The sequence below is a fragment of the Acidovorax sp. 35-64-16 genome (assembly GCF_002281195.1).
In the GTDB taxonomy this organism is placed as follows: Bacteria; Pseudomonadota; Gammaproteobacteria; order Burkholderiales; family Burkholderiaceae_C; genus Acidovorax; species Acidovorax defluvii.
The window spans coordinates 1-13311 of the sequence record NZ_NCFM01000031.1; the positions used below are offsets into that span (position 1 = coordinate 1).

Annotated in this window: 14 protein-coding genes and 3 pseudogenes; 4 read left to right on the forward strand and 13 right to left on the reverse strand. The window is 64.8% G+C overall.

The genetic code is table 11. The annotated features are described in order from the left end of the window. The first annotated feature begins 22 nt into the window (after positions 1-22). The gene (locus B7Y64_RS14950) at positions 23-373 is read left to right on the forward strand and encodes a DUF4148 domain-containing protein (RefSeq protein WP_291329250.1); all 351 of its coding nucleotides are present in this window, start codon (positions 23-25) and stop codon (positions 371-373) included. A gap of 67 nt (positions 374-440) precedes the next feature. Here the strand turns inward: B7Y64_RS14950 and B7Y64_RS14955 are convergent, their stop codons facing one another. From B7Y64_RS14955 to parA, 5 genes are all read right to left on the reverse strand, one after another. Next, entirely contained in the window at positions 441-2426 is a 1986-nt protein-coding gene (locus B7Y64_RS14955) for a relaxase/mobilization nuclease and DUF3363 domain-containing protein (protein WP_087748531.1), read from the reverse strand. 446 nt (positions 2427-2872) lie between these two features. Next, positions 2873-3472 (reverse strand): S26 family signal peptidase, encoded by a 600-nt coding sequence (locus tag B7Y64_RS14960; RefSeq protein ID WP_087748532.1) that lies wholly within the window; start codon positions 3470-3472, stop codon positions 2873-2875. Further along, positions 3469-4014 carry a DUF2840 domain-containing protein gene (locus B7Y64_RS14965; RefSeq protein WP_024815506.1) on the reverse strand — a complete coding sequence of 182 codons (546 nt, stop codon included), beginning with the start codon at positions 4012-4014 and terminating at the stop codon, positions 3469-3471. The genes B7Y64_RS14960 and B7Y64_RS14965 overlap by 4 nt, the downstream gene beginning before the upstream one ends. After that, positions 4011-4283: a chromosome partitioning protein ParB gene (locus tag B7Y64_RS14970; protein WP_087748533.1), complete on the reverse strand. Its 273-nt coding sequence runs from the start codon at positions 4281-4283 to the stop codon at positions 4011-4013. The genes B7Y64_RS14965 and B7Y64_RS14970 overlap by 4 nt, the downstream gene beginning before the upstream one ends. Continuing rightward, positions 4280-4918, reverse strand: coding sequence for a ParA family partition ATPase (parA, locus tag B7Y64_RS14975; protein WP_291329256.1), 639 nt, complete (start codon positions 4916-4918; stop codon positions 4280-4282). Before parA ends, B7Y64_RS14970 begins: the two co-directional genes overlap by 4 nt. Between parA and B7Y64_RS14980 the strand changes: the two genes are divergently transcribed. After that, a complete protein-coding gene (locus tag B7Y64_RS14980; protein ID WP_157667152.1) occupies positions 4917-5066 on the forward strand; it encodes a hypothetical protein in 150 nt (49 codons plus the stop codon). The genes parA and B7Y64_RS14980 overlap by 2 nt on opposite strands. Positions 5067-5207: 141 nt before the next feature. On the opposite strand, the gene B7Y64_RS14985 is transcribed toward B7Y64_RS14980, so the two are convergent. The 3 genes and pseudogenes from B7Y64_RS14985 to B7Y64_RS14995 all read right to left on the reverse strand — a co-directional run. Further along, entirely contained in the window at positions 5208-5975 is a 768-nt protein-coding gene (locus B7Y64_RS14985; RefSeq protein ID WP_236637113.1) for a replication initiator protein A, read from the reverse strand. Positions 5976-6061: 86 nt separating this feature from the next. Continuing rightward, positions 6062-6343: a helix-turn-helix domain-containing protein gene (locus B7Y64_RS14990; RefSeq protein ID WP_291329259.1), complete on the reverse strand. Its 282-nt coding sequence runs from the start codon at positions 6341-6343 to the stop codon at positions 6062-6064. Positions 6344-6426: 83 nt separating this feature from the next. Further along, a pseudogene (locus tag B7Y64_RS14995) lies at positions 6427-6978 on the reverse strand (DUF2285 domain-containing protein); the annotation flags it as partial. A gap of 34 nt (positions 6979-7012) precedes the next feature. On the opposite strand from B7Y64_RS14995, the gene B7Y64_RS15000 reads away from it, so the two are divergent. After that, complete coding sequence (locus B7Y64_RS15000) at positions 7013-7729, forward strand: abortive infection family protein (protein ID WP_291329261.1); 717 nt, start codon at positions 7013-7015, stop codon at positions 7727-7729. A gap of 44 nt (positions 7730-7773) precedes the next feature. Here the strand turns inward: B7Y64_RS15000 and B7Y64_RS15005 are convergent, their stop codons facing one another. The 3 genes from B7Y64_RS15005 to B7Y64_RS15015 are packed head-to-tail and all read right to left on the reverse strand — an operon-like array spanning position 7774 to position 9824. Next, complete coding sequence (locus B7Y64_RS15005; RefSeq protein WP_024815468.1) at positions 7774-8115, reverse strand: addiction module antidote protein; 342 nt, start codon at positions 8113-8115, stop codon at positions 7774-7776. After that, positions 8112-8435, reverse strand: coding sequence for a type II toxin-antitoxin system RelE/ParE family toxin (locus B7Y64_RS15010; RefSeq protein ID WP_024815467.1), 324 nt, complete (start codon positions 8433-8435; stop codon positions 8112-8114). The genes B7Y64_RS15005 and B7Y64_RS15010 overlap by 4 nt, the downstream gene beginning before the upstream one ends. 51 nt (positions 8436-8486) lie before the next feature. Next, on the reverse strand, positions 8487-9824 hold the full coding sequence (locus tag B7Y64_RS15015) for a site-specific integrase (protein WP_024815466.1): 1338 nt from the start codon (positions 9822-9824) through the stop codon (positions 8487-8489). Between the two features lie 177 nt (positions 9825-10001). Between B7Y64_RS15015 and B7Y64_RS15020 the strand changes: the two are divergent. Continuing rightward, positions 10002-10802 (forward strand): annotated as a pseudogene (locus tag B7Y64_RS15020) (Tn3 family transposase); the annotation flags it as partial. A gap of 114 nt (positions 10803-10916) precedes the next feature. Here B7Y64_RS15020 and istB read toward each other — a convergent pair. Both istB and istA read right to left on the reverse strand, forming a co-directional pair. Then, positions 10917-11702 (reverse strand): annotated as a pseudogene (gene istB, locus B7Y64_RS15025) (IS21-like element ISThsp19 family helper ATPase IstB); the annotation flags it as partial. Further along, positions 11692-13224, reverse strand: coding sequence for an IS21-like element ISAisp6 family transposase (gene istA, locus B7Y64_RS15030; protein ID WP_008903249.1), 1533 nt, complete (start codon positions 13222-13224; stop codon positions 11692-11694). The pseudogene istB and the gene istA, both read right to left, overlap by 11 nt. Between the last annotated feature and the right edge of the window lie 87 nt (positions 13225-13311).

The window sequence follows — 13311 nt, forward strand, 5'->3', positions numbered from 1 at the left end:
ACCATCGCTAGGAGCTTCAACCATGATCAAACAACGTCTTTCCCTTTCTTCCATGATTGCCGCCGCGGCCGCAGTGGTTACCTTGGGCCTTCCAGGGATGGCTTCGGCAGCGTACGAGCATCCCGCCAACAACGAAAAGGGCTTCATCGTTCACCCGGAACACTTCAAGAGCGATAAAACCCGTGCTCAAGTCAAAACAGAAGCCGAGGCTGCCATGCGGCAAGGCCTCCTTTCTTACGGCGAAAGCAACTACCCTATCCGCACACCTGATGCGGCAGGTCCAGGCAAGACGCGTGAGCAAGTAGTCAACGAGTTGCGGAACGAGTCCCCTGAAGAACGCGACGCGCGTCTGCGTCTCTACTACCGGGGTTGATTGCCCACGTTTGGGGTGCGGAAAATTGCTTGGAATCCATTCTGTGGGATTGTTGACGTCGGCCTGACTAACCTCGGGACAGCCCAGGCCGCCGTCCAATTTCCCATGACACCCCGCCGCCGCGCACCGTCGCGGCGAGCTGCTGTCCCAGCCGCTGCTCGATCACTGGCTTCCACGGCACCAGGCTGAATCCCATGCCGTCATCGAGCATGGCGTAGCGCCCACTGGCGAGCATGACGTTGCGCCGATAGATGCCGGCCACTCGGTGGCCATCGGCCACGGGGCGATGCTCCAGGCCGGTATCAGCCGCTATGTCCTGCGCGGCCTGCACCACTTCCCGATTACGCAGCGTCGTCAGCAGATTGCGCACCAGAATCACACGCTGGCCGCGCTTCTCGGCCAGTCCTTGTTCGGCCAGGAAGTCGGCACGTTTCTGTAGCGCCTCCTTGACCTCGCTGCCAAATCCCAAATCGCCCAATCCCTTGCCCCCACCGATCAACTGCTGGTCCAGCCAGGTGGCGCCGATCACGCAGGCCTGCCGCTCGATGGGCAGGTGCGACTTCAGTTCCACCGCCACGCCGCCCAGGCGCTGTGCGTCGTACTGCCGTCCACGCTCGGGCAGATCGTCGGGCACCTTCCATAGCCCCTCGGCCACGCGCTCCACGATGCCGGCGCGGCGCAGGGCTTCCAGCCTTCGGACATGGGCCGCGACTACCTCCTGCGGGTCGCGCCCAGCTTGGGTCTGGCCCTGTGCAATCGCCAGATGATGGTCGGTGCGGTACAGGCCATCGCTTGCCAGCGCAGCGATGTTGTGATCCGCCGTCCGCACCTTGGCGGAACCGCGTAGTTCCACCACCGCGCCGGTCGGGTAGTTGCCGGGTTCGTCGCGGGCATTGAGCGCGACGTAGTGCGCCTTGCCGTCCACGCCGTCGATGACCAGATAGGCCCGATCGCGCAGCTCGTCGGCCAGCCCTTTGGCGGCCACGCGGCCGATGACGGTTCGCCCATCGTCACCCGGTTCGAACACCGCCAACTCACGCGGCTGCCCGCGCATGGCCCGTTGCATGGTACGAATGATATCGCCGCGCTCGCCCAGGGCGCGCAAGGTCTTCTCGGCATCGGCATGCACGGCCCAGGTGCCGGGCTGCACTTCGTCGGCCAGGCCCAGGCGCTGCAAGCGTTGCAGGCGGCCAATCAGCAGCACGCGCTGACGTTGCAGCTTCGGTTCGTTGAAGCGTTCGATCAGCACCCGGCCATCGTCGCCGGCCTCGCGCTTCAGCGTTCGATCCAGGCTCGTCCATCGCTCCTGCTCCACTTCGCGCTGCAAGGTCTGCTGGATCTCCAGTTCGGTGCGCGGCCCCAGCCATTCGGTCGCCAGTTCGGAGGCTCGATGGCGGAAGCCATCAGCGATGTAGTCGCCCGCGATGATGAGGTCTTTGCCAGTGTCGTCGCGCCCGCGCACGATCAGGTGGGTGTGCGGGTTGTCGGTGTTCCAGTGATCGACAGCCACCCAATCCAGCCGCGTGCCCAGGTCGGCTTCCATGCGGTTCATCAGGTGGCGCGTGTACGTCCGAAGATCATCCAGTTCGGCGCCATCCTCGGGCGACACGATGAACCGGAAATGGTGCCGGTCATCGGCGCAGCGTTCCTTGAATGCCTCCAGATCAGCTTCATCGACCTGCGGCCCGTAGGCTTGGCCTCGCTCGCCATCGCGGCCCGCGCCATCGCGCTCGATGTAGCGCAGGTGCTTGGTGAGTGATCGGGGACTGGCCTGACGCTGGTTGACCAGCAAGGTTTTGATGTTCACGCGCCGCGACATTGGCGTCAGCTTCGCCCCGGCGAAGCGCGCCGCAGTATGGCCGCGCCCCAGGCGCGAGCCGGGACGCTGGCCGACGTGCTTTCCAGTGCCGCCGGTCGATGCCGGGCGACGCATTGAGGACTTGCCGCCACTGGTCTTGCCGACCTGCTTGAGCACCTTGGAAACAAAGCCCTGGCCCCGGTTCTTCGGAGCACTGGGGCGGATGCGGAAATCGTCATCGCGGCGGTTGCTCATGGCTGTTCCTTGGATAGCTGGGGCGTGTCCGGTAGTGCAAAGCACGCGGACATGCCCGTATCGGCGCGGGCCTCGCGCCCCAGGCGGCACGGCGGCGAAGCCGCGCCGTGCCGTCCAACCCCCACGTGCAGGCTGGCTTTGCGGGCGACGAAGTGCCGCCCCCTTTTGTCTTGCCTTCCGCCTTTGCCTCCCGCTTTCGCTCCCGGCAGCGGCGGCCCGGTGGCGCTGCGCTGCTTGCAGCCAGCCCGCCGGTGAACGCGGCCAGGGCCGCAGCCCGGCGCGTTCAAGGCAAGACGCCTGCACGGTGGACGGCTGCGCCGGATGCAGCGCGAAGTGCAATGCGAACGCATTTGCACTGCACGCGCGGCGACACGGCAGAAGCCACTGAAATGACATGCCCGATGGCACGATGCAATGCACGCCTGCGTGCAGCGAATCGGCAGCCATCATGGGCGGGACTCCAGCCAGACCGGACGTGCAATGCCGATCACGGCGGATGCGCTGACCGGCCCGAAATACCGGCTGTCGAACGACGCCGGGTTGGTCGCGCTGAGCAGGAACAACTCGCCAGGCCGAAGCCGCAGGCACTGCGGCCAGGATGGCAGCGTGCGGCCCAGCCGGTCGGCAGCCAGAACGGCGGCCACCGGCACGCCGTCGATCCAGATTAGCGCATCGACGATGCAAACGTGTTGCGGCGCGACCGCGCCCACGCGCTTGAGCAGCGGAACGCGCGTCGGCAGGTAGCCGCGCTGTGCAGCAAGCGCGGCGGCATCGGGCGGCAGCCGGGCCAAGACGATGCTGCCCACGGACAACGGACGTGGCAGCGAGGCGGCGTGATGGTCGAGCGGATCGACGCGATACCAGCCGACCGCCACGCTGTCGGACGGGTTGTAGATCAGGCGCGGCAGCGGCGACACGAAGGACGCCCAGGCCAGCGCGGCGAGGCCACAGGCGGACAGCGCAGCCAGCACGATGCGAACGCGCAGGCGCGAGCGAGGATGCGGCGCGGCTTCTGCGGAATGTACGCCGGTGGAATGAGCCGTCATGGCAGCGCCCTCCCGGCCAGCCAGGCAGCGTGCCGCTCGGCGCTGTAATCGGGCAGCGGCAAGCGTGCCGCGAGCCGGTTGCCCAGCGTGCGCCAGTACGCGGGTGATGCGGCAGCAGGCGCGATGCCCAGCGCCTCGATGGCGTCGATGCGCTCCAGCACGGCGCGCACCGCGCTGTCGCCCTCGGCGTGCAGCAACAGGCGTGCGCCGGGCTGCACACCGGGAATGCGCTGCGCCGCATCCAAGGGCGTGCAAGCCTGCATCACCATGAGCTGCCAGCGAATCGTGCCGTAGTCGTTGGCCTGCCAGCGGATGCGGCAGAACATGGCGTCGGGCACGAATACGGCGACGCTCCGCCAGCGGTCGTACCGCAGAGTGCGCGCCGGCTCGCCAAAGCGCAGATAGAGCTTGAAGCGGTGCTCAAGGAAGGCCAGCGAAACGCGCGTCAGCGGCGTTGAGGCAGGCCGGCCCGTGAGCGCAATGAGTGACGGCGACGGTGCTGCCGTGGCTGCGGTAGCAAAAGGCAAAGCAGATGCGTTCATGGCATGTTCTCCGGGAATTCCCGCTCCAGCAGTGCGCGCAACAGGTCGGCCACCGTCACGCCCTGCGTGAAAGCCGATACCTTGATGCGCGAGCGCATGGCGGGCGTGATGTCCAGGGTCAGGCGGGCGGTGTAGAGATCGCCCTTGTTGAGCGCATCGGCGTCGCCCTGGCGAATCCACGCCTCGGCGTGCGGATTTGCAGGCGGGCGCGCGCCGATGCCGACGCGCTTGGCCGTGCGTTTGCTGTTGGGTGGCGGCTTCGCCGTCATGTCGGCCACCGCAACAGCTCATCGACCAGTGCAGTGATTTCGCGTGCGGCGGCGCTGTCGGGCGCCGTCTCGCGTGCGACCCGGCCGGCGGCCACGCTGTCTGCGAAGACGATGCGCTGGTGCACTTCCGAGCGCAGCGCAGGAAGTGGCTGCTCGGCCAGCGCGCCGCGTGCTTCGCGCCCAATCACCGTGGTGCTGACGCGCCGGTTGATGACGAAGGCCGCGCGCAGCGCAGGCCGGAACACCTGCGCCTCACGGATCAGCGCCACCATTTCCGCTGATGCCCACAGGTCGTAAGGGCTGGGCTGCACCGGGATCAGCACCCGCTCAGCCGCCAGCAGCGCGGAGCGCGCCAGGGCGGCGATCCTGGGCGGCCCGTCGATGACGACGTGATCGGCCCGTCTGGCGAGTTCTGGCGCTACCTGATGCAGGTTTTCGCGTGCCAGGCCCATGACGCTGAACAGCCTTGGCAAGCCTTGCTGGCTGCGGCGCTGCGCCCAGTCCAGCGCAGAGCCTTGCGGATCGGCATCCAGCAGGATGACCGATTGCCCGCGCATGGCCAGCTCGCCGGCGATGTGCGTGGCGAGCGTGGTCTTGCCGACGCCGCCTTTCTGATTGAGCAAAGCGACGATCATGGCGCGGCCCTCCAAGCTGGAAAGCTGGCCTGCATTTGCCTTGCAGAACGGGGTTGGTTTGGACTTCTGGCTTGCTGCGCTTTTTGCCTTTTGGCGGTTGTCCACCGAAACGGCGCGCTGCTACTACAAGTTAGAGAATTTAAGTTAGGTAAGTTAAGGGAGGCCGAAACCCGCTCCAGCATTGGCTTTGCGGGCGATTGACACGCCTGATAGCACGATAGTCCCACGCCTGATAGCACGATACCTGGCACGCCTGATAGCACGAGCCCGTCCACAGGCCGCGCACCGGTTATCCCCGTGCCGTGTATGGCACGGGCCGGAAGGTCAGCAGTTCGATGCCATCCAACCGCTCGATGCCCAGGACATAACCGGGCAGCGACTGCCGCGCCACCAAGGCGCGCAAGTCGCAGGCGAAGTCGTAGGGTTTGGCCGTGCTGCCCGATTTGCGGTGTAGGTGCCGGAAGTCGAACTGCCAGCCACCGGGCTGGCGCCCGCCGTGCTTCCTCACCAGCCGGTACAGCCATCGCTCGATTCCACCCGTCAGCCGGAAATACGCCGGGTCGATGGTCAGCACCAGTGCCGCATCCATCACACCCGCATAGAACCAGTCCGGCAGGATCAGTTCGATGCCCAGCGGCGTGCCGCGGGCATCGGCCAGTTCCTTCCATTCGTTGATCCACGAGAAGCGGTGCAATCGCCGCCCGGTCGTCTCTCGGATGGAGGTGGCCACCGTGGTGGACTGCAAGCGATCCAGGGCCGCTTTGAGGCGCTGGTAGTCGCGCAGCGACGTACCACGCCCGATGAAGCGCAGAATTTCGTAGGGCGTGGCCTGCATCAACCGCGACAGGCGCAAGCCCGCATCGCGCGCCTCCACGATCTGGCTGGCGGCCCAGATCAGCACGTCCGCATCCCAGATCGTGGCGATGCCGTGCTCGGCCGTGCCTTCCACGCGGATCGTCACGCCGCTGGTGCGGAAGTCGATCGGCGCCGTGCGCCGCGACTTCGCCAGCGAGAAGAACGGAAAGGCCATCAAGTCCTGGCTGTCGCGCGGCGCCATGTCGCCCGGCAAGGCGCGGAACAGGTCTAGCTGTTCGCGTTCTTGCGAGGGCTTGGACACGGCGAAGGTCACCCGCGCGCCAGGAATCAGCGCGCACGGCTGTCCGCCGCATGCTGCTCGGCGTACTCGGGATCGGACGTGCTCTCGAAGCTGCGCTCCGCAGCCCAGACATCGAGGTCGGCCACGGCGTACATGACGCGCCGGCCGAACTTGCGGAACTTCGGCCCACCACCGATCACGCGCTGCTTTTCCAGCGTGCGCGGCGACAGGCGCAAGTAGTCGGCGGCCTCGTCGTTGGTCAGATAGCGCTGGGGCTGCGCGGGAGTAGTCGCGGGAGCGGCGGCGGGCCGCAAGGGAGCAGGACGCATGGTGTGAACCTCCATCGGTTGCAAAGCTCCGGCCGCACAGCGCAACCGGATGGAGGCAGTCTCAGAAAACGAAGCTCTCTTGCTCAGGGTCGTTTTGCGTCCCCTTCAGAACGACCCTTCTCAAGCGGTGGAAGTTGTGCTAATTGGCGATAGCCGCCGCGCATCAACGCATCGCCACGCCGCGCCAGGCGGCGCACCTTGGAGCGCAGGCCGCCGTCGCTGTACCAATCGGCCGCCGCGTCCTCGCCGAACAGTCCTTCGGCGATCACGCGCAAGGACGCGCCCGCCAGGGCCGCGTCGAGCGCCTGCAGGGTGTGCAGTTCCATCAGCGCGGCAGGTGTTGGCCTGGACCGGGCATCGACCAGTGCCGCGCCCAGCGCATGGCTGCGCGTAGGCGCAATGGTGCCGCCGCGATGGGCATAGGCCACGGCCATGCCGTCTTCCAGGCCAGGGGCCAGCGCGAATCGCAGGCAATGGCCAGGGCTGCCTGCGATCAGCACCAGCCCCTTGCCGTCATGAATCAGTTGCTTGTGGCCGGGGATGTGCCAGAACGCGAAGGCCACGGCGTCGGGCGGCGGGTCGGCATCCGGGTAAAGCTGCACCACGGCATCGTGGCCGGGAAGCCAGGCCGGATACTACTACAGCCATTCGACACTGAACTCCCTGTTTATGGAGAGCGGTGCTCCGGGAGGCGTGCCCGAAGGAAATTGCGAAACGAAGTGCGGCATTTGGCTTCGACGCTGCAACGATGATTCCACCGTCGATCCCATGCTAGTGCTCGGCCAGATCATCCAAAAGTTCATGGACCTGGAGCCCGACGACTGGAATCAGAAGATTGGCCCCGGACAAGAGCGCATCCGAACCAGCTTGGCCAAGAACCAGTTGAACTATCAGATGAACGGGCTCATCACTCTGGCAGGGGCGAGCCCGGCTGCAAAGTCACTCGCAGATTTTTTCAAGGCTGGCGACTTTTCGTCTATCGAAGCAGAGTTCGAACGCGCCATCTCGCAAGTTGATCGCGATCCGCACGCAGCGATCACGGCATCCAGTGCCATCATTGAGGCGCTGTGCAAGACCTACATCGAGACGCGTCAGTTGGACATGCCAACCGTTCAGACCATCGGGCTGCTTTGGAAAGTGGTGCAGCAGCACCTTGGCCTGAACATTGATCGCACCCTGCAAGATGATCAAAAAAGAATCTTGCAAGGCCTTGCGTCCATCGTCGATGGCATTGGCGCTTACCGGACCCACATTGGGTCGGCACATGGGCGCGGCATTGAGCCGCCTAAAATCGTGGTGTCAGAAGCGCGCTTGGCGGTTCATGCATCGCACACCATTGTGATTTTCGTAATGGAGCGCTGGCTTGGCACGATGCGGCGCGTTTGAACGACCTGCGGCCATTATTTCTAATGAGCCGGCAGGCCGGTGGTTCAGGCGTGCGACACGATGGGCTCGGCCGGTGCAACGGACAAGCGCATACCGACCGCATGCAGCACGGCCAGCAAGGTCTTGAGCGTCGGGTTGCCTGTCGGCGACAGCGCCCGGTAGAGCGCTTCACGGGTGATGCCTGCTTCCTGAGCAACCGTCGCCAGTCCGCCGTAGGCCTCGGCCACGTCGCGCAGCGCGAGCAGGCCGACCGCACGATGCTCCGGGTTGTCCAGCTCTTCCAGTGCAGATTTCAGGTATTCGACCGCAAAACCTCGATCGGCACGCAGCTCGGCAATGGTGGCCTCGCTATGGGAGACCGAGGCGGCATGTTTGCGATTGCTCATGTATTTCTCCGTTTCCAGTCCAGCCAGTATTCCTTGGCCCGTTGAATGTCCGCATCCTGCGAGCGCTTGTCGCCGCCACACAGCAGGATGACCAGCGCCGCACCGTGCCGGCCGATGTACACGCGGTAGCCGGGGCCGATGTCCTCGCGCAGTTCCAGGACACCTTCGCCGACCGGCTTGATGTCGCCAAAGATGCCCAGGGACACCCGCCGGAAACGGATTTCCAGCTTGGCCCGAGCCCGTGCGTCCCGCAGATCGGCCAACCAATCGGTCAGCGGCACCGCACCATCTACACGTTGGTATCGCCGGACTTTAATCATGGCGCGGCCTCCATTGTAACTTATAAATCACAAACATCAAGGTGGCCACCTTCATGATGCAAGCTCGGCCGACGCATCGGTCGCGCGCTTGCTGCCGGGCGGGACTGCGCGCGTGCCGTCCTTGCGATGCCGAAATGGCTTGTAGACCGCGACCGGGCTCTTGGGCTCCTGTGCGATCGGAGCTGGAGGCGGAACGTCGATGGCTGGCGACGGCCGGGTTTCGATCACGACTTTGCGCCGGCTCGCCACCAGCTCGGCAGCTGCGCGAACGGGATCATCCTCGGTGTGCACGTACCGCATGAACATCGTGACCGTCTTGTGCGCGGTCAGTGCCATGCCGACTTTCACGGGGACGCCTGAGTTGGCGATGTCCGTCGCCGCGCGATGGCGGATGCCGTGCGTTCCGACATGGGGAACGCCGGCGCGATTGAGGACGCGCCGCCATGCCTGATAGTAGGAATTCGCGGTCAGCGATTTCTTGTGATTGAAGATCGACGGGCAGACATAGGGAGAATTCTCGTAGCGCGCCGCGGTTGACAAGAGCCGGTGCGCTTCCTCGCTCATGGGCTTGGACATGTCCCCAGTCTTGCTGTCCGGCCAGACCACGCGCTTGTTGGGCAGGTCGATCCAGTCCCACTCCAGCAACAGGATCTCCGACATGCGGGCAGCGAACTCGAACTGCAGCCGGATCGCCAGTGTCAGCGTCGGGTGCTCCAGTCCTTCGGCGTCGGCCTTTTCGAGATAGGCGAACAACAGCGCCATCTGCGCGTCAGTGATCAGGCGCGTCTTACCTTTCTCGGGGTACTTCGGAACGTGCCGGCAGGGATTGGAGCCATCGGGCCGGTAGCCCCACAGTTCGGCGAGGTTGAACATCTTGCGAATGCAGCCGAGCACCCGATTGGCCTGGATGGGCGACTTCTCCTTGCGCTTCATCAGCGCGGTTACATCCAGGCGGGTGACGTCCGCCACTTTCATGTTGCCGAAGGCCGGAATGATCGAGCGGTCGATCTGATGCTGGTACGAACGTTGGGTGCTCGGCTTGTTGCGGGTCTTGGAGTAGTCCTCCATGAACCGGGTACACAGTTCGGCAACGGTCGGCGCCTTGCGCGCCTCCGCCTTCTGGCCGCCGGGGTCGCCGCCACGGCGAACTTCGGCCAGCCAGTTTTGCGCGAGCGTGCGGGCTTGCTCGACGGTCAGTTCACCGAACAGCCCAAGCGACGGCTTGCGGCGCTCGCCAGCGTTGGTGCGATACTGCACCATGAACACCTTCCGGCCTGTGGGGGTCACCTTGCACAGGAAGCCCGGAACCAGCGTGTCGCGCAGTTCCACGTCAGTGGATTGAGGCTGCGCCGTATCGACCGTCGTTTTCGTCAGTTTGATCTTCGCCATGATTGCTCCTTGGAATTGCCCGATTTCCAGGAGCCAGGCAGGAGCCAAGCGAAAGGGAACCGGGTCGATTTGCATCAAGCACCCGGGTATCATCAAGACAAGATGCCCCTATGAAAACCTGCCTCGGGGGGCTTGATCCAAGCCCGGAGTGCCTCGGTGCAGTACCGATTCTTCGGCTTGCAAACAGACAAAGGCATTGTGCTGGCCAGCACCCTTGTTGAAAACCTGCGGCGGCAGAGCATCATCCTACCCGCCATGAATGCCATCGAGCGCGCAAGCGCCGAGGCCATTACCCGTGCCAACCGGAGCATCCATGCGGCATTGGCCGATTCCTTGATACCTGTCCATCGCCAGCGCCTGGACGAACTGCTCAAGCGCAAGGATGGTAGCAAAATGACGTGGCTAGCGTGGCTGCGCCAATCGCCCGCCAAGCCGAACTCGCGCCACATGCTTGAACACATCGAACGCCTCAAAGCCTGGCAGGCGCTTGACCTACCTGCTGGCATCGAACGGCAGGTACACCAAAACCGCTTGCTCAAGATCGCCCGCGAGGGCGGCCAGATGACGCCCGCCGACCTGGCCAAGTTCGAGTCGCAGCGGCGTTACGCCACCTTGGTAGCACTGGCCATCGAGGGCATGGCCACCGTCACTGATGAAATCATCGACCTTCACGACCGCATCATCGGCAAGCTGTTCAATGCGGCCAAGAACAAGCATCAACAGCAGTTCCAGGCTTCCGGCAAGGCGATCAACGACAAGGTGCGGATGTATGGGCGCATCGGTCAGGCGCTGATTGAAGCCAAACAAAGCGGCGGCGATCCGTTCGCCGCCATCGAAGCGGTCATGCCGTGGGACACCTTCGCCGCCAGCGTCACCGAGGCGCAAACGCTGGCGCGGCCTGCCGATTTTGATTTCCTGCACCATATCGGCGAGAGTTACGCCACGCTGCGCCGCTATGCGCCGCAGTTCCTGGACGTGTGTCCGCGCCGATCCAAATTTGAGCCACCGTGCCGACTGAATATTGAGCCAGGGGTGGAAGCCGACTTTGAGAGGGTCGGCTGTGGATAAGTGTAGAGGTTCGGTTTTGGCTCCCTTGCGCGCCTGCTCTCGGGCCTTGATGCGCTTCTTGGCTGCGGCCGTGCTGCGACTGAATCGGATCGATTCGTTGCCGGTCTCCATGATGTGGCAGTGGTGCGTGAGTCGGTCCAGCAACGCGGTGGTCATCTTCGCGTCGCCGAACACGCTGGACCATTCTGCGAAGTCCAGGTTGCTCGTGATCATCACGCTGGTGTGCTCGTACAGCTTGCTCAGCAGGTGGAACAGCAGCGCCCCACCGGCCTGGCTGAACGGCAGGTAGCCCAGTTCATCGAGGATCACCAGATCCATGCGCAGCAGGCTGGTAGCGATGCGACCGGCCTTGCCTTGGGCCTTCTCCTGCTCCAGTGCGTTGACCAGATCGACGGTGGAATAGAAGCGCACCCGCTTGCCGTGCCGGGTGATGCCAGAGACGCCGATTGCTGTGGCCAGATGGGTCTTGCCTGTGCCCGGTCCGCCCACCAGCACCACGTTGTGCGCCTCGTCGGTGAAGGCCGTGGTGGCCAGAGTCTCCACCAGGTTGCGGTCCACCGGCGAGACCTCGAAGTCAAAGCCCGCCATGTCGCGGTGCACCGGGAACTTCGCCGCGTGCATCTGGTGGCTGACCGAGCGCATCGCGCGGTCCGTACCCTCGGCCTGCAACAGGTGCTCGATCAGCCAGCGCGAGGACTCGATGCCCACACCGCCTGCCTCGCCACCCCCTTGCTCGACCAGATCGGCCCACGCGCCGGCCATGCCGTGCAGGCGCAGTGCCTTGAGTTCGACCAGCACATCAGTCTTCATGGTCGGCTCCTTCGGTGATGGCACCCACGGTGTCCGAGCGCAGGCTGTCGTAGCGCGCCGTGTTCGCCAGCGGCGGCGTGGTCGCTCTCAGCAGCGTGGCCGCCGTGGGCGGCACCGGCTGCGCGTTGAGCCGGTTCAGCACGTTGACCACGTGCTCCACACTGACCTTGCCAGGCGGCCCACTCTCCAGCGCCAGCTCGATGGCCACCAGCACCGCGTCCAGACCGGCGCTGAGCACAATGGCCAACACCTGCGCCATCACCCGGTCGCCGCCCGGGTTGCGCAGCAGCCCACGGCGCAGCCGCTGCAGCGGCTCGGGCATGTCGGCAAAGGGCGCGCCGTTCCTCAGGGCACCGGGCTTTCTCTGCAGCAGCGGGATGTAGTGCTGCCAGTCGTACCGGGTCTCGCCCGCGTTGCTCAGCCGGTCGTGGCGGGCCACGATGGTGTCGTCGGCCACGATGGCGACGCTGCCCGGATACAACCGCGTACTGACCATCTGGCCCACCCGTTCGCACGGCACCGAATAGCGGTTGCGCGCCACCGACACCAGACAGGTGCTGGTGACCCGAGCGGGTTTCTCGACGTAGCCATCGAACGGCACGGGCATGGGCATGAGGTGCGCGCGCTCGTGTTCGAGCATCTCGGCCACGCTGAACTGGGTGTGCTCGGGGTGGCTCACCTCGTCCCACAACGCGCGGCAGCGCTGGGCCAGCCAGGCGTTGAGTTCGGTAAAGCTGCCGAACTTGATCTTGGCCGCGTCGATCCAGATGCGCCGGCGGCTGTCTTGCACGTTCTTCTCCACCACCCCTTTCTCCCAGCCGCTGGCCACGTTGCAGAAGTCCGGGTCGTACAGGTAATGCGCGCACATGGTGGCAAAGCGCTCGTTGACGATGCGCCCCTTGCCCTTCTTGACCTTGTCTACCGCAGTCTTCATGTTGTCATAGATGCCCCGGCGCGCCACGCCACCCAGCGCGGCGAAGCTGCGGGTGTGGGCATCGAACAGCATCTCGTGGCCCTGGCTGGGGTAGGCCACCAGCCAGAAAGCCCGACTGGCGCACAGCTTCATGTGTGAGACCTGCACCCGGTAGTAGATGCCGCCGATCACCATGCCTTCCTCGCTCCAGTCGAACTGGAAAGCCTCGCCCAGCTCGAAGGCCAACGGCACGAAGGCGTTGCCCGCAGACCCCTGGCCTTCGCCCTGGCGCCATGCCCGGATGAAGTCGGTCACCCGCGTGTAACCACCCTCATAGCCCGCACGCCTGATCTCGGCGTACAGCGCCTTGGCTGTGCGCCGCTCGTGTTTGGGCCGACGTGCATCAGCCTTCAAGGCCTGCCTGAGCACGTCATGGAACGCCGTGAGTTTGTTGGGCTGCTCGCCGCGCCGGTACTTCGGTGGACCGTCCACTTCCCCGTGCAGCCACTTCGCAACCGTGTTGCGCGAGAGCCCTGTCATGCGCGATATCTCGCGCTCCGATTTGTTCTTCCGGGCATGCAAATGCCGGATCCTGCCAATCATGTCCATGGTGATCACTCCTTGTCCTCTGCTGCACAAAAAAACAGCAGAGTAGGTTGTTCACCTGGCTCAGTTTTGGGTCGGCACTACCCTCAA